The 24014-nt window shown below is 61.9% G+C and carries 24 protein-coding genes and 1 tRNA gene; 13 read left to right on the top strand and 12 right to left on the bottom strand.

Annotated features, from left to right (window positions below):
• Window positions 1-782: 782 nt before the first annotated feature.
• Window positions 783-944 (bottom strand): hypothetical protein, encoded by a 162-nt coding sequence (locus tag CFR72_RS17630; RefSeq protein WP_167400396.1) that lies wholly within the window; start codon window positions 942-944, stop codon window positions 783-785.
• Window positions 945-1021: 77 nt separating this feature from the next.
• Here CFR72_RS17630 and CFR72_RS13470 point away from each other — a divergent pair, with 77 nt between their 5' ends.
• The 6 genes from CFR72_RS13470 (at window position 1022) to CFR72_RS13445 (ending at window position 5119) form a co-directional block, all read left to right on the top strand.
• On the top strand, window positions 1022-1258 hold the full coding sequence (locus tag CFR72_RS13470) for an ORF6N domain-containing protein (protein WP_110914418.1): 237 nt from the start codon (window positions 1022-1024) through the stop codon (window positions 1256-1258).
• A 125-nt stretch (window positions 1259-1383) separates the two neighbouring features.
• Window positions 1384-2829 carry a hypothetical protein gene (locus CFR72_RS13465; RefSeq protein ID WP_110914417.1) on the top strand — a complete coding sequence of 482 codons (1446 nt, stop codon included), beginning with the start codon at window positions 1384-1386 and terminating at the stop codon, window positions 2827-2829.
• Window positions 2826-3089, top strand: coding sequence for a hypothetical protein (locus CFR72_RS13460; protein ID WP_110914416.1), 264 nt, complete (start codon window positions 2826-2828; stop codon window positions 3087-3089). Before CFR72_RS13465 ends, CFR72_RS13460 begins: the two co-directional genes overlap by 4 nt.
• A complete protein-coding gene (locus tag CFR72_RS13455) occupies window positions 3089-3589 on the top strand; it encodes a hypothetical protein (protein WP_110914415.1) in 501 nt (166 codons plus the stop codon). Before CFR72_RS13460 ends, CFR72_RS13455 begins: the two co-directional genes overlap by 1 nt.
• Window positions 3586-3807 carry a hypothetical protein gene (locus CFR72_RS13450; protein ID WP_110914414.1) on the top strand — a complete coding sequence of 74 codons (222 nt, stop codon included), beginning with the start codon at window positions 3586-3588 and terminating at the stop codon, window positions 3805-3807. The genes CFR72_RS13455 and CFR72_RS13450 overlap by 4 nt, the downstream gene beginning before the upstream one ends.
• Window positions 3808-4006: 199 nt before the next feature.
• Window positions 4007-5119 carry a tyrosine-type recombinase/integrase gene (locus CFR72_RS13445; protein WP_110914413.1) on the top strand — a complete coding sequence of 371 codons (1113 nt, stop codon included), beginning with the start codon at window positions 4007-4009 and terminating at the stop codon, window positions 5117-5119.
• 138 nt (window positions 5120-5257) lie between these two features.
• Here the strand turns inward: CFR72_RS13445 and CFR72_RS13440 are convergent.
• Window positions 5258-5332: transfer RNA gene (locus tag CFR72_RS13440), tRNA-Val, on the bottom strand.
• 162 nt (window positions 5333-5494) lie between these two features.
• On the opposite strand from CFR72_RS13440, the gene CFR72_RS13435 reads away from it, so the two are divergent.
• Window positions 5495-6346 (top strand): N-formylglutamate amidohydrolase, encoded by an 852-nt coding sequence (locus CFR72_RS13435; protein WP_167400395.1) that lies wholly within the window; start codon window positions 5495-5497, stop codon window positions 6344-6346.
• A 12-nt stretch (window positions 6347-6358) separates the two neighbouring features.
• Here the strand turns inward: CFR72_RS13435 and CFR72_RS13430 are convergent, their stop codons facing one another.
• From CFR72_RS13430 to CFR72_RS13415, 4 genes are all read right to left on the bottom strand, one after another.
• On the bottom strand, window positions 6359-6718 hold the full coding sequence (locus CFR72_RS13430) for a YidB family protein (protein WP_110914411.1): 360 nt from the start codon (window positions 6716-6718) through the stop codon (window positions 6359-6361).
• Window positions 6719-6924: 206 nt separating this feature from the next.
• On the bottom strand, window positions 6925-7629 hold the full coding sequence (locus tag CFR72_RS13425) for an NUDIX domain-containing protein (protein ID WP_110914424.1): 705 nt from the start codon (window positions 7627-7629) through the stop codon (window positions 6925-6927).
• Between the two features lie 103 nt (window positions 7630-7732).
• A complete protein-coding gene (locus CFR72_RS13420; RefSeq protein WP_244182305.1) occupies window positions 7733-8872 on the bottom strand; it encodes a YncE family protein in 1140 nt (379 codons plus the stop codon).
• A gap of 73 nt (window positions 8873-8945) precedes the next feature.
• Window positions 8946-9767 (bottom strand): creatininase family protein, encoded by an 822-nt coding sequence (locus CFR72_RS13415; protein WP_110914423.1) that lies wholly within the window; start codon window positions 9765-9767, stop codon window positions 8946-8948.
• Window positions 9768-9923: 156 nt separating this feature from the next.
• Between CFR72_RS13415 and CFR72_RS13410 the strand changes: the two genes are divergently transcribed.
• The 5 genes from CFR72_RS13410 (at window position 9924) to CFR72_RS13390 (ending at window position 16042) form a co-directional block, all read left to right on the top strand.
• Window positions 9924-12029: a catalase gene (locus tag CFR72_RS13410; RefSeq protein WP_110914409.1), complete on the top strand. Its 2106-nt coding sequence runs from the start codon at window positions 9924-9926 to the stop codon at window positions 12027-12029.
• Between the two features lie 81 nt (window positions 12030-12110).
• Window positions 12111-12389 carry a SelT/SelW/SelH family protein gene (locus CFR72_RS13405; protein WP_110914408.1) on the top strand — a complete coding sequence of 93 codons (279 nt, stop codon included), beginning with the start codon at window positions 12111-12113 and terminating at the stop codon, window positions 12387-12389.
• Window positions 12390-12491: 102 nt separating this feature from the next.
• The gene (locus CFR72_RS13400) at window positions 12492-12917 is read left to right on the top strand and encodes a DUF4112 domain-containing protein (RefSeq protein WP_110914407.1); all 426 of its coding nucleotides are present in this window, start codon (window positions 12492-12494) and stop codon (window positions 12915-12917) included.
• A 67-nt stretch (window positions 12918-12984) separates the two neighbouring features.
• Window positions 12985-14403: an FAD-binding oxidoreductase gene (locus tag CFR72_RS13395; protein ID WP_233043540.1), complete on the top strand. Its 1419-nt coding sequence runs from the start codon at window positions 12985-12987 to the stop codon at window positions 14401-14403.
• Between the two features lie 40 nt (window positions 14404-14443).
• Entirely contained in the window at window positions 14444-16042 is a 1599-nt protein-coding gene (locus tag CFR72_RS13390; RefSeq protein WP_244182304.1) for a glycosyltransferase family 9 protein, read from the top strand.
• A gap of 111 nt (window positions 16043-16153) precedes the next feature.
• On the opposite strand, the gene CFR72_RS13385 is transcribed toward CFR72_RS13390, so the two are convergent.
• Together CFR72_RS13385 and CFR72_RS13380 are read right to left on the bottom strand one after the other, a co-directional pair.
• Window positions 16154-16831, bottom strand: a complete 678-nt coding sequence (locus CFR72_RS13385) for a FadR/GntR family transcriptional regulator (protein ID WP_233043552.1) — start codon at window positions 16829-16831, stop codon at window positions 16154-16156.
• A gap of 67 nt (window positions 16832-16898) precedes the next feature.
• Window positions 16899-18179: an NAD(P)/FAD-dependent oxidoreductase gene (locus tag CFR72_RS13380; RefSeq protein ID WP_110914404.1), complete on the bottom strand. Its 1281-nt coding sequence runs from the start codon at window positions 18177-18179 to the stop codon at window positions 16899-16901.
• A 346-nt stretch (window positions 18180-18525) separates the two neighbouring features.
• On the opposite strand from CFR72_RS13380, the gene CFR72_RS13375 reads away from it, so the two are divergent.
• A complete protein-coding gene (locus tag CFR72_RS13375; protein WP_110914403.1) occupies window positions 18526-19077 on the top strand; it encodes a hypothetical protein in 552 nt (183 codons plus the stop codon).
• A 224-nt stretch (window positions 19078-19301) separates the two neighbouring features.
• Here CFR72_RS13375 and CFR72_RS13370 read toward each other — a convergent pair whose 3' ends face one another.
• From CFR72_RS13370 to glpK, 4 genes are all read right to left on the bottom strand, one after another.
• Window positions 19302-20102 carry a DeoR/GlpR family DNA-binding transcription regulator gene (locus tag CFR72_RS13370; protein ID WP_171791727.1) on the bottom strand — a complete coding sequence of 267 codons (801 nt, stop codon included), beginning with the start codon at window positions 20100-20102 and terminating at the stop codon, window positions 19302-19304.
• Between the two features lie 154 nt (window positions 20103-20256).
• Window positions 20257-21345: a class II fructose-bisphosphate aldolase gene (gene fbaA / locus CFR72_RS13365; RefSeq protein ID WP_110914420.1), complete on the bottom strand. Its 1089-nt coding sequence runs from the start codon at window positions 21343-21345 to the stop codon at window positions 20257-20259.
• Window positions 21346-21377: 32 nt separating this feature from the next.
• Entirely contained in the window at window positions 21378-22364 is a 987-nt protein-coding gene (gene glpX, locus CFR72_RS13360; RefSeq protein ID WP_110914402.1) for a class II fructose-bisphosphatase, read from the bottom strand.
• A gap of 37 nt (window positions 22365-22401) precedes the next feature.
• Window positions 22402-23901, bottom strand: coding sequence for a glycerol kinase GlpK (glpK, locus tag CFR72_RS13355; protein ID WP_110914401.1), 1500 nt, complete (start codon window positions 23899-23901; stop codon window positions 22402-22404).
• Window positions 23902-24014: the final 113 nt, after the last annotated feature.

The following is a 24014-nucleotide window of genomic DNA, read 5'->3' as shown; positions in this document are numbered from 1 at the left end:
TAATTCCAGCGTCTCTTCAACAGACGTACCGCCACTCATCATATCCTGAATCATGGTTACCCATAGATTCAGAACTCAACACAAAATGCAACTGTAGTGTTTGGCGACTTTCCGAGAGTGGTTTAGGCATGAATATCTTCCAACTAGATTCCCTCGGTATATTTTAACTAAGGCAGGTGTCTTGCCTGGTGGTCGAGATGAGGCAAAGAAAATTGCTGCTATCTATGAACCGAAAAAAATAACATCCAAATGAATAGCAACCCCGCTCCGGCGGGGTTTTCTTTTGCCTACTCCTCCATCTCCGGCACGTCACCCACGCTCTCAAGTATCTCCGGCTCACTGTAATCTCCCGCATCCTCGTCCACTTCCATGCGGACCAGAATAGCCCCAGCCATAGACGTGCCGCCAGCGGCGACCTTATCGGTCCTGCGCCTGCCCTCTTCTACCGATCGACATGCGATGGGCGTGCCTGGCTCAAGCTGCGCACCGGCTCGCTTGGGTTTTCCCCACGTGTACGGCTGGAAGATGATTCGTTCGGTAACTGCCATCGATCTCTCCTTTAAGGACGTTCATATTGTGTTCCTCCCATAAAAAGGAAAGCGAATTCAGCATGAATAATATTTTGTCGGTTATTCTAACTTTTCTCTTGCATTGAATGTCGGAATATCAGACTTTGTTGACGTGATCTGCTGATGGAGCGGCTGAACCCACGGAAATCCCGTGGCAGATATACCTCCTGACGCTGGTTAGACATTCATTTTGAGTCGGGAGAGGCTTATATGTCAGGACGACACGGACGGATCGCGGGTGCCCGCGTGAACTTCCGCCTGCCGCCAGACCTCAAGCGGTGGCTTGAGGACCGCGCGGCAGGCCGGGTCCGGACCATGACCAGTGAGCTGGTCGATATTCTTGAAAAAACACGCAGCGCCGAAAAGGATCCGCATAATGTGCGGACCCTTGGCAGGAAGCAAACTGGCCCTGCTGACGCTTCCCCTGCCCTCTGCCGTGAAGGACGCGCGGCATGAGCAACGTCACGATTAATGGTCGGCCAGTCTCCATTCTGGAATATCGCGGGCAACGCGTTATCACCATGGCGATGGTGGACAACCTGCACGATCGCCCGAAGGGAACTGCGCGCAAGCGGTTCAATGAAAACCGTGTTCGCTTCATTGAAGGCGCGGATTTCCACGAAATCAGGCAAGCGTCCGAAATCCGGACGCTTGGCCTGCACCACCCCCGGTCCAGCGCCGGATCATGATTATTGAAGATGTGCAGGGAGGGTCGATCCCTACCCCGTTTCCCTGAACAGCCTGCCCTGTAAAAGTAATCAATCCCTATCGGCTGGGAATACCAGCCTGACACAAGTATCCAAGGAAATCGAAAATGTCCGAAACCCTCTCACGCCCGAATTGCGTCCAGACGCCTGCGCCCACCATTGTTGTGGTGGACCAGATCGACCGGGTTCTGGAACAGGCTGCGGCCTCGGTTCCTGCCGATCTGCCTGCCCTTGCCACGCCGACCCAGATCGGGCGACGGCTGGCGGCAGTGCGTCATATCCTCGATGAACTGGAAAAGACGGAAGGTTGCATGGGGGCCACCTTTAATCGTTACGACAAAGAGCGCGATGCTCTCATCGACCTTATTTCCACAAAGCAGCCCAACAACCTGCATGACGTGGCCGCCATCCTAAGCGCCATGATTGATCCTTTGGGAATGCTGGAGGGCTTCAATCTCAGTCAGGAGGATATCGACAAATATACGGCACAGATACAGCGTGGCGTCTGCGGCACGCTGAAGCATCTTATTGCCCTCGGTATCAATGTCGATGCGCTGGCGCCGGTGGACCCTATTTATGAAATCCAGCGCATTCTCGGCACGGAAGCCGAAGTCCCGGCGTCACCCCTGCGCGATCTGGCCGATACGATGGAGCGGCAGTTTCACGAGATCAGGAATATTCCTGATAACGAATGGCCGGACGACCATGGCCCGCAGGTTCTCATGGAATACTGGGACAATGTGGACGCCGCGCAGTGCCAGGTCGTTCAGTCGGCCGAAGATGTGGTCAGTCTGGCACGGATCACGCGCACGCTTGAAGACTCCATTGCCGATGGTGACGAATGTCCTCCTCTGGAAAAGATCCATGGCATGCTGGTTTCGGCCATCCTCGACGGATATCTGCCCTCCCCGGCTGGACGGGATGCGTCGATCATAGCGAAGGCGACGGCGGCCACGGCTTTCGCGCGGCATGTTGATGCAGCATATGCACAAGCCCCCAATACCAAAGCCAGCAATGAAGCAATGGACAAATTGTTTGGAGAATGGGGAGACAAGATCAAAGATCTTATGCTCTGCAAGCCCACCACGCTACAGGGTTTTGCCTCTATGGCGCAGGCAATTATCGAGGACGATGGTGGTCTGCGGTCTGGTGGTGAAATGGAAGGCGATCCCGACAATCTGGTGACTCTTGCCCGCCACCTGGCCGCAGTCGCCCCGCAGTCAGGGGTAAGCCCCGATATCGCGCTGATCAACGACTGCAATCGCTTCTGCGTGCTTGAAGCACTCTATAACAGCCGCGTTGAAGCAGCTCACACCATTGCCGAAGAAGAAGCCGCAGACGCGCTGAATGCGGTGAATGAGGCCGAGCGAGAGGCCCTGATGAAACGGATCGCGGCGCAGGAGGCCCATACACCAGCGGGCAACGTCGCCCGTGCCCATGCCATCAAGTTGTTTGCCGAAGACCTCATCACTCCCTCCGAACGTATGAACTTTGCCCCGAACATGCTGGCCGCCCTCGCCCGCGACACTCTGGCGATGGGGGCGCGGGCATGAACGACGATCTCGACAATATCTCTATCACGCCGCGTGGCATCGGCGCGCTGGTCGCGGAACTCGGGGCCGGGGATGGTGACGGCGCGTTCATACGGCGGCTGGCACAGAGCCTGACCAACATGGGCCGCAGCTACATGCAGCGGGGTTACCCGGACGAGGACACCGCGCGGTTCCTCCACGAAATTGCCGAAGGGGCCGCCTTCCGCCGGAAAGAGATGCAACTGGCCGCCCATATCCATCACCAGCCCGGGCATGCGTGATGGCCGGGCGGTCCTCCCGTCGTCTGGGCGCGCGCAAGCCCGACCGTCGCTATACCGCGCAGGACGATGCCCTGATCCGCGCCATGCGGGCCGAGGGGCGGCATTGGGCGGAGATCGGCAGGACGTTCGGGGTCCATGGCACGTCCATCCGGCAGCGCCTGGTCCGCGTTTTGCAGGAAGACGACCCGCACCCCGATGCCGAACTCCTGCGCGCCGAGGCCCGCCGCAGGCTGGCGGCAGAGCAGGCAACGACCGCAGGCCGGCGGCCGTTGGCGCTGCGCACCCGCGATGGCGCGTTCAGCGTCGCCGCCCTGCAGATACTCCAGCAACAGCGGGCCGCAACCGCCGCCCATGTCCGCGCCACCATGCAGGAGATCGCGGCATGGGCGCGCACCAACCGCCTGCCGCCCGCCTGCCGGGACACACTCGCCCACATCAACGCATGGCGCACCCGCGAGGGTCTGCCGCCCTTCATGCTTCAGCAGGAGAAGACACCGTGACCGACCTCAATATGGACGAAGAAGATCCCCAGCCTGAGCCCGAGCGTGAACCCCACGCCTATGACTGCAAGGTGCGTTCCATCGAGATGTCCGAAGCCACCATCAGCCGCAGCCTGCTCATGCTGGCCCGCATCTGGGCCATCCTGAACCCGGGCGCCTCCGTCGAGCAACGGCAATACCTCGCAGCGATCGTGGCTGCGGAACTGGCGGGGCGGTAGGGGGTATGGACGAGACATTGCCAGACCTAATGACCATGCAGGAAGTGCTGGACCGCCTGCGCGGGCGTGTCGGGCGGGCCCGCCTGCTTGATCACCTCCGGCAGCATCCCGAACATGATGGCGGTCCGACCCACAGGCGGTGGGGCCGGAAATACCTGTTCTCGCCCGAGGACTACAAAAGGCTGCTGGAAAGTATAGAATGCCCCTCAAGATCGTATCAGTCCGCAAATCGCAAAACCTCTATCTCCGCGGCACTGTCTCCGGACAGAGCGTATTCGAAAGCACAGGAACTTCTGACAAGAGAATTGCAGAAGAAATCCGGCGCAAGCGCGAGGCGGAACTCTGGCAGGAAACCATCTACGGCAAGCGGGCGGTCATAACGTTTGCCGAGGCCCTGTCCAGCTTCCTCACGGCACGGCCGCAGTCCCGCGCAACCATCGCATATTACCAGAGGCTGCTGCCCCACCTTGGCATGCATCGGTTGAGTGAAATCGACCAGAACGTGCTCGAAAGCCTGTATCCGCTTGTCCTGCGTGACGGCCACGACGCATCGCCTGCGACGAAGAAGCGGGCCATCAGGACGCCGGTGCAGGCCGTGCTTGAATTCGGGGCCATCAGGAAATGGTGCGACCGGCCCGCGTTCGAGGTAATCCCGATCATCAAACGTCCACGGAAATTCCTCAGGCCAGAGGAAGCGACGCGATTGGTGGAGGCTGCCGCCCCTCATCTGCAACCGCTGCTGGTCTTCCTGCTGGCGACGGGGTGCCGGATGTCGGAAGCCCTCGATCTGGAATGGAGGCAGGTTGACCTGCGCGGTCGACGCGCTGTGGTGTGGCAGAAGCAGGCGCGAGAACGGCATGTTGACCTGCCGCCGGTCGCGTATGAATGGCTGTCGTCACTTCCCTATCGTGACGGGTATATCTTCCGCCCCCTCGTCAGGACGCGATATGGAATGGACCTGGGTAAGCGATATCAGGACACCGGACGCCAATATGGCGGTCAGATCAAGGCGGGTTGGTCCGGCGCGTGCCATCGGGCGGGGCTGCCGGGGCATGTGCGGGAATGGGTTCCACGCGGGCAGAAAACCGCACGCCGGTTTTTCGTGCCGGACCATACGCCGCATTGCCTGCGCCACACATGGGCGACATGGCATTACTGCGTTCACAAGGATCTGCTGAGGCTTCAGGCAGATGGTGACTGGAGCGAGATCAAGACCGTCACCGGCTATGCCAAGCTGATGCCTGACGCCTATCGGGACGAGATTGTCAGGTGGTGGTCGTATGGCCCGGAAATTCCGCGATCAGATCCCTGAAATGCTCCACGGATTTTCCACGGATCAGGGAAATTTTTCACGCGTCGGGATGAATTCTGACAGATTTTCCGGGGAAAGAGAACAAACCCGGAAACGTGCGATATATGGCAGTTTTCCGGGGGTTCTGACCGAAGCAAATGGTGGGCGCAACAGGGATTGAACCTGTGACCCCTACCATGTCAAGGTAGTGCTCTACCGCTGAGCTATGCGCCCATTTGCTTCGGTGAGAAGGCTTCTAACTGCCGTCAGGGTTTCGTGCAACCCCCTTTTTTCAGAAAAAATCAGATTGACCAGCACTGCGCCGCCTGCACCTATGCCCGGCATGCGATTTTACCCCGTCCCACCGGCCAAAAGTTACGTTTTGTGTGTGTTCCCATGCCACTAGCCCCGTTGCCACCGTTCGAGATTCTCTCTCCCACTACCCCTGCGGCGCCGCTGGTGGTGGCCTCACCGCATTCCGGCCGGGATTACACCGATCATTTTCTCAGCCTGTCCCGCCTGTCGCCTGCCGCCCTGCGCCGCAGCGAGGACTGCTTTGTGGAGGAACTTCTGCACTCCGCGCCGTCGTGGGGGGCCCCCCTGCTCCATGCCAATTTCCCGCGTGCCTATTGCGATGCCAACCGGGAAGCATGGGAACTGGATCCCAGCATGTTTCGCGGCACGTTGCCCGACTGGTGCAATACCTCCAGCAGGAAGGTACAGGCCGGGTTCGGCACCATTGCCCGTCTGGTCGGAAATGGTGGACCGATCTACTGCCGCCCCCTGGACTTTGAGGAAGCGGAACGCCGCATCCGCACCTGCTGGTATCCCTACCACGCGGCACTGCTCAACCTGATCGAAACCAGCGTGGCGCAACATGGCCTGTGCATCCTGCTTGATGGACATTCGATGCCGCGGCAGGGACAGCGCGACAGTGCCGATTTCATTCTTGGAAATGCGTGGGGCACGTCATGCGCGCCCGAAATCACCGCCACGGTCGAAAACATCCTGACCGGACATGGATATCGCGTGGCGCGCAACATGCCCTTTGCCGGGGGATATGTGACGCGCCATTACGGCAGGCCACGCAAAGGCGTGCATGCCCTGCAGATTGAAATCAGCCGTCATCTGTATATGGATGAAGGCACGCTGGAACGTCATGACGGTTTTTCCAGCGTGCAGCAGGCCCTGTCCCGCGTTATGGCGGAACTGGCCGATCTGGCCCGTCACATGGCGCGCCAGACCTGACAAGACGCAAAATCAGGCTTTTGCGGGCACCTCGCCCTGCGGGGTCTGCGCATTGACGGCAACCGGAAGCAGATGCGCCAGAACCGGCAGGATCGTGGCGGCGGGCAGGCCGGTATGATCCACCATCGCCTGCACCTGCTGGCTGCTGAGCAGCGAGCGCAGTTCGTCGGTGGAAATCGGCAGGTTTTCGCCCGACCCGATCCATGACTTCACCTTATCCGTCAGGCCGGCTTTATCCGCCTGATCCAGCAGCGAAGAAATCGTGGCGGGGGTCAGCAGTTGCCCCAGATAGGAATGGACCTGCTCCGCCAGCCCCGAATTGGCCGCAAGATCGGTCAGCTTTCCCATTACGTCGTCGAAAATACCACTCATGATCATGTCCCTGATGTTAGCCTAGCGCTTTTCAGCATAGGCGATCTTGGACAATTATAAAAAAAATATATAAGCCCGGACAAAAAAAGCGGTGCAATCGCACCGCTTGAGTTTAGGGAGGAAACGTCCAAGAAGAAGGTTGCCAAGGCAAATCTGCTTCCCGACTTTATGATGTCCCTCACGCTTATGTGTCAAGGACAAAATCACTATACGGCTTTATCCTTCCTGTCCCCACGCGCCATGTACAGGTGGTAGGACAGCAGCGTCTTCGCATCGGTCCGGCCAATTGCGGGCAGATCCGCAAGCGGGAGGACATGCAGGTGTATGTTTTCATGCTCGCTCGACAGGCCGGTATGCCGCCCCTCCAGCGCATGCAGGACCTCGGGCGAGACCGGGATTTCGGCGTAATACAGGGCGATGGCTTCATCCGTGCCACCGGGCGAAAGCCACACGGTATCCAGCAGCACCAGGTCCGCCTGCCTGACCTTCAGGTCCGCCCCGACTTCCTCCGACAGTTCGCGCAGGGCCGTGCTGACGAACTCCCCCCCGTCCAGCATGCCCGCAGGCAATGCGAGAAGGTCGGGACGCGCGATGGGAACGCGGGCTTCGCGCGTCAGGACCGTACGCGGTGCCTCCCCCGGGCATTGCAGCACCAGCAGGATGGACACCGAATCCCCACGCAGCATCGCGGCCCCGGGAACGGGCCTGCCATCGCTATAGGCATCCGCCACGGCAAGGATGAACCCCACCCGCGTACCGAACATGACGACGTCACGCACATCGATGCGGCGGACATCGAAACGCGCCAGCAGTCCGTCGCGCCAGCGCACGAAATGGGGGGCTGACAGGACCCTGCCCTGCAGTTCCACGGGGATGGCAGGGCAAAAATGAATCAGGTCCGGATCGGGCATGTCGCATACTCCTGTTTCACGGCCACGGAAACATACGCCGGCATGCCCGGAACCTTTCATCACATTAAGGGACTGTTTCAGGCGGCCTGCCCGCGAACCCTCCCTAACGCAGGATCCCGGTATGCCCGATCGAATAGCGTCCCGGCTGTGGCCAGACCGTCAGGCCATGCGGCTCCAGCCCTACGGCAACCTTGCGCACCGCGCCACTCGTAGTATCAAAGGCATAGACCACATCGTCAAACCGTCCCGACAGCCACAGCGTCTTTCCATCCGCACTGACATTGCCCATGTCCGGGCTGCCGCCACCGGGAATGGGCCACTGGCTGACCACCTTTTCGGTTGCAAAGCTTATGACCGACACGCCACCGGCCTTGCTGTGGGGCGTTCCATGGATCTTGTGCGACCCACGGTTGGCCACGTACATCATCGTGCCGTCCCTGCTGGGATACAGGCCGTGCGTGCCGATCCCGGTCGGGATGAAGCCGGTTTCGCGGAAACTGTCGCCATCGATGATGAACACACCATCGGCATGCATGTCCGCGACATAGAAGGTGTGCCCGTTCGGCGCCGTCAGGATATCCTGCGGCATGCCACCGCTCGACAGCTTGAGATATCCGAGCACCGCATGGTTGACGGTATCCACCTTCGCCAGATAGCCGCCGAACTCACATGTGAAGATGGCATAGCGCCCATCGATCGAGAAATCGGCATGGTTGACGCCCTTGCACTGCGGCACCTCGACCGATGTCTGCAACTGCATCGTGTGGGGGTCACGGAAATCGAGGCGTTTGCGCGCTTCGGCCACCGTAATGGCCGATTTGCCATCGGGCGTGAAATACATGTTGTACGGATCATCGACCGCGACTTCCGGTCCCGGCAGGGTGGTGCGCGGGTCAATGGGCGTCAGGCTGCCGTTGGTCGTGCCCTCGGCATTGTTGGTGACCCACAGCGTCCGCAGGTCCCATGACGGCACGACGTGCTGGGGACTCTTGCCGACCGGAAAGCGGTTGACGACCTTGTAGGTCTGCGGGTCAATGACATAGACATTGTTCGACCGAAGGTTGGGAACATAGATCCGTGCCGGGTCCTGCGCCACTTCCGGCGCGATATGCGAAGGCGTCGTTTCGGTATAGATATTCTGCGGGTCCACGACCGGCGGCATGCCGGGAATGGTCTGTACCTGCTGTGCCCGCGCCCCGGACAATCCCGCACATCCCAGGGCCGCAACGCACAGCCCCGACATCAGAAACAGTTTTTTTACGCTCATGCGATCCAATCTCCTGGCGCCCCTATAGCACGCGGCAGAAATCTGGCAATCACGGAGAAATCGGACCATTCCGGTCGGTCTGGAGCGCCCTGACCGCCGCCGCAACCTGCATGTCCGCCCCCACCTGTCCCAGTGCCGCGGTGGCCGGACGCGGGTCGCCACCATACACCCCCTGCGACGGACCCGGCAGGGTCGCATGGCGCAGGGCATTTTCGCGCACCATGTCCGGCTGGATCGCCAGCATCAGCGAGGTGTCGCTGATATCGGCATGCATGCCCACATCCGCCCCCAGTCCGCGCCTGCGCAGGAAATCGGCGTAGCTTCCGGCGACCACGTCATAATACGCCCCCAGATAGACCACGCGCGCGCCCGTGCCCGCCCATTTATGGTTGAGCGCCAGCGCCACGGCCTTCAGGTCCTTCTGGTATCCGCCATGGTCGCCCAGCAGGACGATACGCCGGAACCCCTGCACACGCAGGCTTTCGGCCGCCCCGGAAAGCAGTTCACGAAAGACAGCCGGCGGGATGCTGAGTGTCCCGGCAAAACGCATATGCGACGTGCGTGGCGACGTCCCGCCTTCGGGAACATAGGCAATGGTGGGCGCGACCAGCGTGTGGCCGACCTGGCGGGCGATACGCTGCGACAGGACGGTGGCGCGCACATTATGCTTGCCCACCGCGATGAACGGGCCGCTCTGTTCCGTGCCACCCACGGGGATGATGACGCTGGTCCATCCCTGCGCCAGGGCGTCGCGGATTTCCGTCCACGTCAACTGCTCGAACACGACATCGGGCGGCGCGGCGGCGCGGGCAGTCCCATGACCCGGGGGGATGATCGCCACGCCACACAGCACCACACATGCCCGGACCATCGCGCGGCCCCATTTCAACATCCGTCGCATCACGCCTTCATCCTGTCCCCGCCACATGCCCACGCCGGAACCATCAGGCGGACATCCCGTTATGTTACCGAATATTTTACCCCGGACCTGCCATGACTGGCGCGTCGGTATAAAGGAGAAACGGCCATGAACACCAGTGCCAGCCCACATCCATCGCATACCACCACGGGTCAGGGGGGAGAGACACACCAGAGTGCGGATGATGCTGGCATTCCCACCATGACCACGCAGCAGGGGGTACCGGTTTCCGACGACCAGAACACCCTGCGCAACGGTGCGGGTGGTCCGGCCCTGATGGAGGATTTCCATTTCCGCGAAAAGATCTTCCATTTCGACCATGAACGCATCCCCGAGCGCGTGGTCCATGCCCGTGGCTATGGCGCGCATGGCTATTTCGAACTGACCGATTCCCTTGCCGATGTCTGCCATGCCGACATTTTCAAGAATGTCGGGGAAAAGACCCCGGCCTTCGTGCGCTTTTCCACCGTGGCGGGCGGGCGTGGCTCATCCGACGTGGTGCGCGACGTGCGCGGCTTTGCGGTGAAGCTTTATACCAAGCAGGGAAACTGGGACATCGTCGGTAACAACATCCCGGTCTTCTTCATACAGGACGCGATCAAGTTCCCCGATTTCGTCCACGCCGCCAAGGAAGAGCCAGACCGTGGCTTTCCGCAGGCGCAGACGGCGCATGACAATTTCTGGGATTTCGTCTCCCTCTCGCCCGAGGCCACGCACATGGTCTGCTGGGCCATGTCGGACCGGGCCATCCCGCGCTCCTTCCGCTTCATGGAGGGGTTTGGCGTGCATACCTTCCGCCTGATCGATGCGAAGGGGCGCTCGACCTACGTCAAATTCCACTGGAAACCGCGTCAGGGCCTGCAGTCGGTCGTCTGGAACGAGGCGCTGAAGATCAACGGCGCGGACCCCGATTTCCATCGCCGCGACCTGTGGAACGCCATCCATGCGGGCGACTACCCCGAATGGGAACTTGGCGTGCAACTGTTCGATGACGAATTCGCGGACAGCTTCGATTTCGACATCCTTGATCCCACCAAGCTGATTCCCGAGGAACTCGTCCCCGTCCGCCGTGTGGGGCGCCTCGTGCTCAACCGGGTGGTGGACAATTTCTTTGCCGAGACGGAGCAGGTCGCCTTCTGCACCCAGAACATCGTGCCGGGCATCGACTTCACCAACGACCCGCTGCTGCAGGGGCGCAACTTTTCCTACCTCGACACCCAGACCAAGCGACTGGGCGGTCCCAATTTCACGCATATCCCCATAAACGCGCCCAAATGCCCGTTCCATAATTTCCAGCAGGACGGGCACATGGCGATGCACAACCCGAAGGGGCGCGCGAATTACGAACCCAATTCATGGCCACAGCCGCAGGGTGGCCCGCGCGAAAACCCCGTCACCGGCTACCGCTCCTTCCCGCAGGAACAGTCGGGGGAGAAGGTGCGCCAGCGCTCCGCCACGTTTGGCGACCATTACAGTCAGGCGCGCCAGTTCTATATCAGCCAGACCCCGGTCGAGCAGACCCACATGAAGGACGCCTTCGTCTTTGAACTGAGCAAGGTGGAGACACCGGCCATCCGTGTGCGCATGCTGACACACCTGCGCAACGTGGATGAAGCGCTGGCCCATGGCGTGGCGGAAGGGCTTGGCATTTCTCCCCTCCCCCCTGCCGCCCGGCCCTTCCTGCCGGTGCGCACCGACCTGCCGGCCTCCGACGCGCTGAGCATCCTGAAAAATGGGCCCGACAGTTTCCATGGCCGCAAGCTGGGCATCGTGGTGACCGAGGGCACGGATGCCGACCTGCTGACCGCCGTGCTCGAGGCCGCCCATAATGTCGGCTCGGAGACGGAACTGGTCGGCCCGCGCATCGGCAATATCTGCAATGACAGGGGCAAGGTCCTGCCGGTCATGCAGAAGATCAATGGCGGGCCGTCGGTCCTGTATGACGCGGTGGTGCTCCTCCCCTCCGCGCAGGGCAGCAGGCTGCTGCTGGGCGAGGCGACGATGCGCGATTTCATTGCCGACGCCTTTGCCCATGCGAAGTTCATCGGATACGGGACGGACGCCGAACCGCTGCTTGATGCCGCAGGCGTCACGTCCGCCGTGCGCGACGATGGTGTCATCCGGCTTGGCGGCGGCGGGGATGCGACGGCCTTTGTAAAGGCCTGCGCCGCCCTGCGCTTCTGGCCGCGTGAACAGCACGTGCACGCGGTCTGACCTTCACCTCCCCCTTTTTCGCGGCCTGCCCTTGGTCCATATCAGGTGACAGGCCCGATGAAAGGGAACGGAGGATCCGGCATGGATGAAAAACCGACCATTACCATCCACTACTGCACACGCTGCAACTGGCTGCTGCGTGCCGGGTGGATGGCGCAGGAACTGCTGTCCACCTTTGGCGAGGACCTTGGCGGCGTGACCCTTGTGCCGGGCAGCGGGGGACGGTTTGAAATCCTTGTCGGCCCCCACCTCGTCTGGGAACGCAAGCGCGATGGGGGGTTTCCCGGGCCAAAGGAACTCAAGCAGCGCGTGCGTGACGTCATCGCGCCCGAACGCGACCTGGGGCATACCGATCGGTAAAACTTTTGAAACTTCCCGATCCGCCTGTTTCCACCAGACATCTGCTGACGATCATGCCTCACGGTATTGTGCCGTCATCTTCCCCGCACCATATGACCGGGTATGGCACACACCGCTTCATCTTCGTTCACGGACCGTCCCTCGCTGGATGGCACGGACATCAGGCGTCGCATCATGCGGCTACGCCGGCTGGCGACGCTGCTGGATGCGGCCTTTGTCGTGCCCGGCACACGTTTCCGCTGGGGGCTGGATACCCTGATCGGGCTGCTGCCGGTGGCTGGCACGCTGGTCATGGCGCTCCCCTCGCTCTACATCATATGGGAAGCCCACCGGATGAACGTGCCGGGCAGCATCCTCGTCAGGATGATCGGGAATGTCGCGGTCGAACTCCTGGCCGACTTCGTCCCGGTCCTCGGCGACCTGGTCGATACCGTCTACAAGGCGAACCTGCGCAACATCGCCCTGCTTGAAGATCATTTCGGCATGACCGTGGACGGGACCGCACGCGAAGCCCCGCCCCCACGCTGACCTTGCGGCGGGACGGATGTACGGATAACCCGGAAGGAAGGATTACTGCCTGATGGGACCGTCGTTCATGTTCTCTTCCCTCCCCCCCGCCATTGCGGACGTCGCCCGCATCCTGCACCAGCATCTGGGCGAGCGGGTGACGACCAACGAATCGATCCGTGAACAGCACAGCCATGGCGAAGGCTGGAAACATGCCAGCCTGCCAGCGCTTGTGGTCTTTGCCGAAAGCACGGCGGACGTGGCGCTGGCGCTGCGCACCTGCCATGAACATCAGGTCGCCGTGGTGGCGTTCGGCGGCGGCACCTCGGTGGAGGGACACGTCACCCCCGGCAACGACGCCATCAGCCTCGACCTGTCGCGCATGACCCGTGTCCTCGCCGTCAATGAAAATGACCTCGACTGCCGGGTGGAAGCAGGCGTGACGCGGCAGTCGCTCAATGCGCACCTGCGTGACATGGGCCTGTTCTTCCCCGTCGATCCGGGTGGGGAGGCCACGTTTGGCGGCATGTGCGCCACGCGCGCATCGGGCACCGCGGCGGTCCGTTACGGCACCATGCGCGAAAACGTGCTGGGGCTGCGCGTCGTCATGGCCGACGGGCGTATTGTCGATACGGGCGGGCGGGTGCGCAAATCCTCCACCGGCTATGACCTGACGGGCCTGTTCATCGGATCCGAAGGGACGCTGGGCATCATTACCGAGGTGCAGTTGCGCCTGCATGGCATCCCCGAAACCATTGCCGCCGCGACGTGCCAGTTCGAAAACCTTGGCGATGCGGTGCGCACCGCCGTGTCCACCATCCAGGTGGGCGTGCCGATCGGGCGTATCGAACTGCTCGACGATGCGCAGATGCAGGCCTGCATCACCTATTCCAAACTGGAAGACTACCGCCCCATCACCACCCTGTTCTTCGAATTCCAGGGATCACCGGAGGCTGTGCGCGAACAGGTCGAGATGGTGGAGGCCATTGCCGCCGACAATAACGGCCTCGGCTTCGTATGGAGCACAAACCAGGAGGAACGCACCCGCCTGTGGAAGGCGCGGCACAGCGCCTACTGGGCGGCGCTTGCGGCCTATCCCGGCCATAACGGCATCGCGACCGACGCCATCGTTCCCATTTCCGCCCTGACGGAACTGATTACGGGCGCCAAAGCGGATATCGAGGCCTCGGGTCTTGCGGCCCCCATTGTCGGGCATGTGGGGGATGGTAATTTCCATACCATCATCATGGTGCCCCCCGAACCCGGCGGATACGAACGCGCCATGGAACTCGACCGCAAGATCGTGCGCCGGGCGCTCGCGCTGGGCGGATCGTGCAGCGGGGAGCACGGGATCGGCACCGGCAAGCTGGAATTCATGGCTGCCGAACATGGCGAAAACGCCCTGCAGGTCATGCGCGCGATCAAGCATGCCCTCGACCCGCAGAACATCCTCAACCCCGGGAAACTGCTTCCCCCCGCCAATACGCCCACCGGCGCGGCGGCCTGACCCGGATCCCGGACAACAACTAAGGCGGACGGTACGGATCATGTCTGGCACTGAACCTGCGGGTACGGACGAAGCCACCCGCACCGAACGGTTGCGCGGGGCCATGCGCTGTCTGGAAGGCGGACAGTTCGCGCAGGCCCGCGCCCTTGTCGAACCCCTGTGCGATGACAGGCGGGCCGATGTGATCCTTGCCCATGCCCTTGCCGGCAGCGGCCGCAGCACCCGTGCCGCACGGATGCTGTGCCGGCTTGCGCATGACAACCCCACGGCCCGGCACCCTGCGCAGGACATGATGACGCTGCTGCTGCGTCATTCGCGGCTTGAGGAAATCGAGGCCACCCTGCAGGCCACCCTGCGCCAGACCCCCAATGATATCCGCCTGTATGACCAGTTGGGGGAATTCCTGCTGCTGCAGGGGCGCACGGATGAAGCCATCGAAGTCCTGATCGAAGGATGCAGGCGTCACCCTTCGGCCCTGAGGACGGGGAACCTGCTGGCCGTTACGCAGAACGAAACCGGCGACGCGCAGAAGGCGCAGGCCCTGTTGCGCCATCTGCTGACATACCATCCGCAAAGTGCGATGACGCATGCGAACCTTGCGCACATCCTGACGGTCGATAACAGGGTGGACGAGGCCCTGCATCACCATGCGCAGGCGCTCGAACTGCGTCCCGAGGACCCGCATATCCACCTCAACCACGCCATGACCCTGCTGAAGGCAGGGCGGCATGCGCAGGGGTGGCCGGAATATGAATGGCGCCTGCGCATACCCGGACGCCTGAAATACCCGGCCGAACGCCTGCTGCCGACCCTGAAGCAGGACAGCGACCTGAGCGGGCAGCGCATCCTGATCCTGTCGGAGGCGGGACTGGGCGACATGCTGATGTATCTGCGCTTTGTCCCGGCGCTGGTCCGGCGCGGCGCACGCGTGACGCTTCAGGGCCCGCGTGAGATCCTGCCGCTTGCCGCGCGCATTTACGGGGTGGAACGGGTGATCGACCCGCTGCGCCCTGTTCCCGCACATGACTGGCACTGTCCCTTCGGCAGCCTGCCACGCGTACTGGGGCAGACATCCGACATCATCGGCGCGCCCGTTCCCTACCTGCATGCCGACCCGCACAAGGTACTGGCGTGGGAGGACTATATGCCGTCCCGCCCCGGCCTGCGGGTTGGCGTGGTCTGGGGGGGCGCAAGCCGCCCGGGTGTTGCGCAGGCGCAGGCCATCGACCGCAAGCGTTCGATGAACCTTGCGCAACTCGCCCAGCTTGCGACGATACCGGGCCTGCACCTCGTCAACCTGCAACGCGGGCAGCATGCCCGGCAGATGACCGACATCCCTGATGGCATGCAGTTATACGATCCCATGGATGACGTGCGCGACATGGATGATACCGCCGCGATCATCATGAACCTCGACATCGTCGTGTCGGTCGATACCTCGATCGTGCATCTTGCGGGGGCGCTGGGCAGGCCCGTCATCATGATGGACCGGTATGACAATTGCTGGCGGTGGCAGTCCGGGCGAGGCGACAGCCAGTGGTATCCCGACCTGCGCATCGTGCGGCAGCCCCGGCCCGGCGCATGGAACGAGGTTGTCGCACGCGTGCGCGACATGCTGGCATCAGCCACCCGCCCATAACCAAGGGACTGGAAAACAAAAGTTTTTGGTGAAGCTTTTTGCAAAAAGCTTCAAAGACACTGCCTCTCTTGAAAAAACCACACGAAAAGACTTCAAGAAATTACCGCAATATCACGACATAGCGGTAATCAATCCCTCCACGGCCGCGCGCGCGGCCTGTTCCGCACCGGGTGCGTCCTGCCTGCGGATCGCATCGAGAATGCGCTGGTGCGCCGCAAGGTCCGGTTCCGGCAGGGTCGGTTCCGCCACTGCCGTATGGGTGCCACGTCGCACTTCCGATACGAAATAGCGGTAGAGTTCACTCAACGCCGTATTGTGCGATGCCTGCGCGATGGCAAGGTGGAAGGCCGTATCGCGCGCGACGAAGGCCTCCATATCCATGCCGGGGGTCTTTTCCCCACGCGCCTGCAACAGCTTTTCCAGATGCTTCAGGTCACGTTCCGTCCGGCGCAGGGCGGCAAGGCGGGCGGCCTCCGCCTCCAGCACGACACGCAGTTCGAAATGATCCCGCAGGCCGGAGCGACTGATGCGATGGATGACATCGGCGGGGTCGGTGCGCGAACGGACATAGGTCCCGTCCCCCTGCCGTACCTCCAGCATGCCGGCATGCGACAGGACACGCACGGCCTCGCGCACGGTATTGCGCCCGACCTGCAGCAGTTGCGCCAGTTCCGTTTCCTTGGGGATACGCTCCCCCAGCGCCCATTCCCCTTGCGTCACGCGGTCACGCATGACGGCAATGGCCTGTTCCACAAGGGAATGTCGCGGGAGCGGAGGAAAGGAAGACATGGGCCGTTTCATACCCCAAAGTCCGCATGCGCAACAGAGTCACGCCAGCGAATGCACCGCCACATGTTCAGTCAAGCCGTACCGCAGGCCGGACAAACACGTCGAGCCAGTCCACAAGGCACGACACCATGCCACGGAACGGTCCATAAAGTTCGAACTGGTGCTGGCGATACAGCATCAGGTGCACCAGTCGCGCGGACAGTCCGTGCAGCCATCCCCCACCAAAGACCGTACCACCGGGGAACGTGCCCCAGCCATTGTAATCACCCAGGGCGACAACCGCGCCCTTGTTGTTGAACACGAAGGGCGGCAGCGGACGGCCGCCGATCCATGCAGGCAGGTGGCGCGCCAGATGGTGCGCCTGCTGGCGCGCCGCCTGCGCGGTGGGGGCCACCGGCTTTTCCGCGATGAAGGCGCAGTCCCCCATGGCGAAGACATTATCGTCCTCCAGCAGTTGCAGCGTGGGCCGCACCTCCATCTGGCCCGAACGTGACAGTTTGATGTCCCCGAATTTCCGCGTCACGTCCGGCGCCTTCACCCCTGCGGCCCAGACGCGCAATGTCGCGGGGATACGGCTGCCATCCTTGAGCATGAAGCCATTTTCATCCGCGCCGCTGACCATGGCGGAGGTCCTGACGGTCACCCCGATGGCCTGAAGCTGCTTCATCGCGGCCTCGGACACTGCTTCGGGGAAGGCCGGCAGGATGCGGGGACCGGCTTCGAGCAGCGTGATCTTCAGTTCCGGCGGCTTCTGTCCGAAGCTGTACAAGGCCGCAAGGCCCAGCGCCTTGTGCAGTTCGGCGGCCAGTTGCGTCCCGGTCGCACCACCGCCGACGATGGCGATGTCGAGTTCGCGGTGATAGGCAAATGCCTTGAGCAGTTCCGTGCGGAAGCGGTCATTGAAACCATTGGCATCGACCAGGTTGTCGATGAACATGCAGTGTTCGGCCACGCCGGGGGTGCCGAAATCGTTGGCGCGACTGCCGATCGACAGGATCAGCGCATCATATTCCAGCGTGCGTTCATCCAGGATGACCTCGCCGGTGGGTTCGACCACGGGGGCAAGGGTGATGGTCTTCGCCTTGCGGTCCATGCCGGAAATCTCGCCGGGCCAGAATTCGAAATGATTGCGACTGGCCTGCGACATGAAACTGATGCGGTCATTCTCGTTCGCGGCGGTACCCGCGGCGAAGCAGTGCAGCATCGGCTTCCACACATGGGCGAAGCTTTTATCGACAAGGGTGATTTCCGCGCGCCCGGATTTCCCGACCGACTTGCCAAGACGGGTGGCCAATGCAAGCCCGGCAACCCCGCCACCAACAATCACGATCCGAAACTTCTGCGCCATCTCACTCTGCTCCAACCCGTTCGCACGATCGGTCGGACGCCAGTATGGCGACCACCGTCTTTTCCGCCCCCAGTCCATCAGGCATGAGCCTTCGTACTTTAGTCAAAAGCACGCCGGGGACAATGCCGTGCCCTGAGACCCCGTCAACCTATACCCCATTACCTGTGACCAAAATCAAAAAACGGCGCGTCCTTGCGGCCCACGGGGCCGGATATTGGCGACGCGTCCCCCATGCCAACGCCCATCAGGCAATGTGCACGATATCTTTACATGCAGCCGTACGGGACAAGGTTGCATGCCAACCGGCACCATGACCTGACATGGCATCATATGGAACATTGCAGACATGATCACGTCACATACGGGACTGCTCGACACCGTCCTGCCGCGCTACCAGTTCGTGGAAACACATCGCCTGCCCATGCGTGCGTCACCTGCGCGCATCATGGCGGGCATCCGCGCCTATCGCGCCGGGCATGACCCGCTGGTCCGCATGGCAATCGCGATGCGCGAACTGCCCGCACGCCTGCTGGGTCACAGGGCGGGGCGGATGCTCGACCTTGATGATTTCAGCGTTGTGGGACAGGAGGGCACCACCGAGATTGTCTTTGGCCTGATGGGCGCGTTCTGGAAGCCCGATTACGGCCTTGTGCCGATTGCGTCGCCGCAGGCCTTCCTCTCCGGCAAACGCACCGACCTGTGCCGGCTTGCCATGGGGTTTCGCATCCTCACGGATGCATCCGGTTCCCACGCAATGGTCGTGACACAGACGCGCGTGGATTGCCCGACCGCCGCCCTGCGCCGCCGTTTCGACCCCTACTGGTACGCCATCCGTCCCGTCAGCGGCCTGATCAGGCAGCGCATGCTGGGCCGAATTCGCAACATGGCGGAGCATTGACCGGCCCCGGATGGAGAAGGTAGGCGACAGACCTGTATGCGAATATCATATCAAGGTGCGATAATAACATGGCGTTGCGACATGAAAAACCGCCTTCCCGGCATAAAATCCGGCCAGCCCTCAAAGGTTTTTGGTAAAGCTTCAAAGAACGCCGCCTTTCCAGATCAAAAGGCGGCTCCCACAAACGTCTGTATTGTCTCGACTGACTGCTCCGAACCCGTATTTCAGGAACGTCGCGTCGTTTTCACGCCGGCATCCTGCGCGACATGCACCTGCACCCCGTTATCCTTCAGGATCTGCCTGATGCGCGCAGGCGGCGGGCGGTCCGTGAAAAAGCCATGGATATTCGACAGGTGCCCCAGACGCCCCATCGGACGGCGCCCGAATTTGTCCTGATCGGCCAGCAGGAAGACCTTGCGCGCATTGCGCATCATCGCCTGGGCGATATTGATCTCATCCGCGTCGAAATCCAGCAGGGTGCCGTCTTCCTCAATCCCGCTGATGCCGATGACGGCGAAATCGGTCCTGTACTGGTCGATGGACGTACTGGCGGTGGAACCGGTAATACCACCATCGGAAAACCGCACCTGCCCACCGGTGACAATCACCTGAAAATCCGTGCGCGAAGACAGGGTGGAGGCGACATGCAGGTTATTGGTGATGACCCGCAGGGCCTTGTGCTGGCGCAATGCCTGCGCGAACGCCTCTGTCGTGGTGCCGATACTTATGAAAAGGGAGGAATTGTCGGGAATGGCGCGTGCCGCGATCAGCCCGATCGCCTCCTTGGCATTGCGGTTCAGGACCTGCCGTTCGGCATAGGCAATATTTTCAACCGAGGAGGCAAGCCCCGCGCCACCATGGTGCCGCGCCACCAGTCCCTGCCGTGCAAGGGCATTGACATCGCGGCGGATGGTCTGGACCGCCACATTCAGACGCTGGGCCAGATCCTCGTTGGAGACATATCCCTGAAGGCGCACGAGTTCCATGATCTCGCGATGCCGTTCTTCCGCCGATATGCTGGCCATAAATCCTGGATCCCGCCCCTGCCATTTTTCACCGTCCCGAACCCGTGGGAAAGTGTGATCCGTAATCTACAGCAATTCAGGAACATGCAAAACCACAGGCGGGGCTGTCGGAAATGATCTCCCGACAGCCCCGCCCTGAAACCACGTCATCCGATCACGGGGACGCAACCGTCTTGCCGGTCGCGCCGAGGTCGGAGAAGGTCTGCTCCAGGCGGGAGACGATGCTGCATTCGCCCACGCGCAGCCATTTGCGCGGGTCATAAAGCTTCTTCAGCGGCCTGCCCGTCGTGGGTGAAATCTGGTGGCGGAAGGCCTCCGGATTTTCAAGCACATACCCCCCCACACCTTCGGCAAAGGCGAACTGGATGTCGGTATCGATGTTCATCTTGAACACGCCATAGGACACGGCCTCGGCGATCTGGTGCTTTTCGGAACCGGAACCGCCATGGAAGACCAGCGCCAGCGGACGTTCCCCCTGCCCTGTCGCCTCCGCCACGGCCTGCTGTGAATGCAGCAGGATTTCAGGCCGCAGCTTCACGTTGCCCGGTGCGTACACGCCATGCACATTGCCAAAGGATGCGGCAATCGTGACGAAGCCAAGTGGTGAAAGTTCGTTATAGGCACGCAGCACATCGGCAGGCTGGGTATAGAGATGGGCATTGTCCGCCCCGTCATCGAGGTCGTGGCCGATGCCATCTTCCTCGCCCCCCGTGACGCCGAGTTCGATTTCCAGCCCGATGCCCAGCTGGGCCATGCGGCGCAAAAAGCGCGCGCATTCGGCAATGTTGTCATCCAGGGGTTCGGCCGACAGGTCGATCATGTGCGACGAAAACAGCGGCTGTCCCGTTTCACGGACCGCGACCGCACTTTCGTCGATCAGGTCCGAAACCCAGGGCAGGAGCTTACGGTCGGCATGATCGGTATGCAGGATGACACACACGCCATAGGCCGCCGCCAGCGTATGGACATGCCGCGCCGCCGCCACCGCACCAAGGACACGGGCACGATGCTGGTCCTTCATCCCCTCGCCCGCGTAAAAACGCGCACCGCCGTTCGACATCTGGATGATGACGTCGGAACGGTTGCGGGCGGCGGCCTCCAGCACGGCGTTGATGCTGTCTGTGCCCACGACGTTGACCGCAGGCAGGGCATATCCCTCGCTGCAGCAGGTCGCGACCAGCCTGCGGTAGTTTTCCCCCGTGACAACCCCCGGGGGAAGGGACGGACGTGCGGAATGAGCCATGGTCAAACCAGCCTTTCGTTGTTCTTGTTATTTTATCGCCAGGTCTTGGTGGTAAAGTCGTGATGCCCCTCGACGAAACGCAGCGTGCCGGACTTGGAACGCATGACCAGCGAATGGGTGATGGTCCATCCATTGTTCTGCGTGATCCCGCGCAGCAACGTGCCGCCCGTGACACCGGTTGCGGAAAACAGCACATCGCCGCTGGCGATATCCGTCAGGTCAAGCTTGCGCGACGGGTCGGCGCCGGGGTTCATCTTCTTTGCACGCTCAAGCTGGGTTTCGTCCTCGAACAGGAGGCGTCCCTGCATCTGCCCGTGCACGCAGCGCACGGCGGCGGCAGCCAGCACGCCTTCTGGCGCACCGCCTGAGCCGAGATAGATATCGACCTCGTTATTCTCCAGGCATGCGGCGATGGCGGCGGCGACGTCCCCATCGCTGAGCAGCGTCACGCGCGCGCCCATCGAACGCGCCCGCCCGATGATCTCCTCGTGCCGGGGACGGTCCAGCGTGCACAGCATCAGGTCGCGGATGTCCTTGCCCTTTGCCGCGGCCAGCGCCTTCAGGTTGGCTTCCACGCTGGCGTCAAGGTCCACCACGTTTTCCGGCAGGTTCTGCCCCACCACGATCTTGTCCATGTAGATGTCGGGCGCATGGAGGAAGTGCCCTTCCTCCGCCAGCGCCACCACCGTCAGGGCGTTGGGCAGGTTCTTGGCGCACAGGTTCGTCCCCTCCAGCGGGTCCACGGCGATGTCCATCGCCGGGCCACCGGCGCCGACATGTTCGCCGATGAACAGCATCGGGGCCTCGTCCATCTCGCCCTCGCCAATGACGACGGTGCCATTGATGGCCACCGTGTCAAAGGCGCGGCGCATCGCTTCGACCGCCGCGCCATCGGCCTCGTTCTTCTTTCCGCGCCCGGTCCACGCGGACGCGGCGACCGCCGCCGCCTCCGTCACGCGCACCAGTTCAAGGGCGAGATTTCGGTCAGTAACCTGATAGGGGTTCGGCGTGACGGTCATTAAAACAGTCCTTCCTGTATGATTTTCTTGTAATCGCTTACGACGCGACGGTGCTGGTCAGGGTACGCTTGACGGCCTGGTGCCACCCACGGACCAGCTCCTCACGCTGTTCCGCCGGCATCTGGGGCTGGAACAGACGGCCCTGTGTCCAGGTTCCAGCCAGTTCGGGGATGCTGTCCCATACCCCGACCGCAAGCCCCGCCAGGAATGCCGCGCCCAGCGCCGTCGTTTCCACCTGCCGCGGGCGCTGCACCGGGGTCTGGAGCATATCGGCGAGGAACTGGCAGAACCAGTCATTGACCGACATCCCGCCATCAACACGTAGCGCGCTGAGCTTCCCGCCGCCATCCTCGAACATCGCGCTCACAAGGTCGAGCGTCTGGTACGCCACGGATTCCAGCGCCGCGCGCGCGATATGCGCCGCCGTGGCATCCAGCGTCAGCCCGCAGATCAGGCCGCGCGCATCGGGATCCCAATGTGGCGCGCCCAGCCCCACGAACCCCGGCACCATATAGACGCCGTGGCTGTGCGGGACACGTGTCGCCATGTCATCGGTCTGCGACGCATGGGTAATCAGGTTCAACCCGTCGCGCAGCCAGCGGATCGCGGCCCCCGCGACGAAAATCGACCCTTCGAGGGCATAGGTAATCCTGTCGCCAATGCGGTAGCCGATGGTTGTCAGCATGCGATTGTTCGACATGACCGGACGATTGCCGGTATTGAGCAGCGCAAAGCAGCCCGTGCCATAGGTCGCCTTGACCATGCCCGGTTCAAAACAGGCCTGCCCCACCAGCGCCGCGTTCTGGTCCCCCGCCATGCCCGCAACCATGATCGGATGGCCGAACAGGGCGGGATCGGTTTCACCGAACGGTTCGCTGTTGCCCTTGATGACCGGCAGGATCGCGCGCGGGATATGGAACAGCCGCAGCAGGTCGTCATCCCATTCGCCGGTATGGATATTGCACAGCAGCGTGCGCGAGGCATTGGTGATGTCCGTCGCATGCACCTTCCCCGCCGTCAGGCGCCACAGCAGGAAGCTGTCGATGGTGCCGCAGGCAAGTTCCCCTGCCTCCGCGCGCGCGCGGGCACCGGGGACGTTGTCAAGGATCCATGCCAGCTTGGTGGCCGAGAAATAGGGATCGAGCAGCAGGCCGGTGCGTTCACGCACCAGGGCCTCGTGCCCTTCGAGGCGCATGTGCGCGCACTGCGCCGTGGTGCGCCGGTCCTGCCAGACGATCGCGCGATGGATTGGCTCGCCCGTCCTGCGGTCCCATACGACAATGGTTTCACGCTGGTTGGTGATCCCGATGGCCGCGATCTGTTCCGCGCCGCCGACCTGCTCCATCGCTTCACGCGCGGTAGAGACGACATTGCCCCAGATCTCGATGGCGTCGTGCTCTACCCAGCCATGGTTCGGGTAATGCTGCTGGAATTCGACCCGCGCCGTGGCCAATGCCGCGATCTCACGATTGAACACGATGCTGCGTGTCGATGTCGTGCCCTGGTCAATGGCGAGAATCTTGTTCTTCTTGTTCATTGTCGTTTCCTGTCGAGACTGTGTAGAATTTTGTGCGGTGGCACTTTTTCAGGCCATTGGGAAACGATCATCGAACATGATGGCGAGCTGGCATCTGACAGCATACCATTCGC

This window comes from Gluconacetobacter entanii, from assembly GCF_003206495.1.
Lineage (GTDB): Bacteria > Pseudomonadota > Alphaproteobacteria > Acetobacterales > Acetobacteraceae > Novacetimonas > Novacetimonas entanii.
The sequence above is the reverse complement of the archived record's forward strand: the minus strand, read 5'-3'. Positions and strand labels throughout refer to the sequence as shown.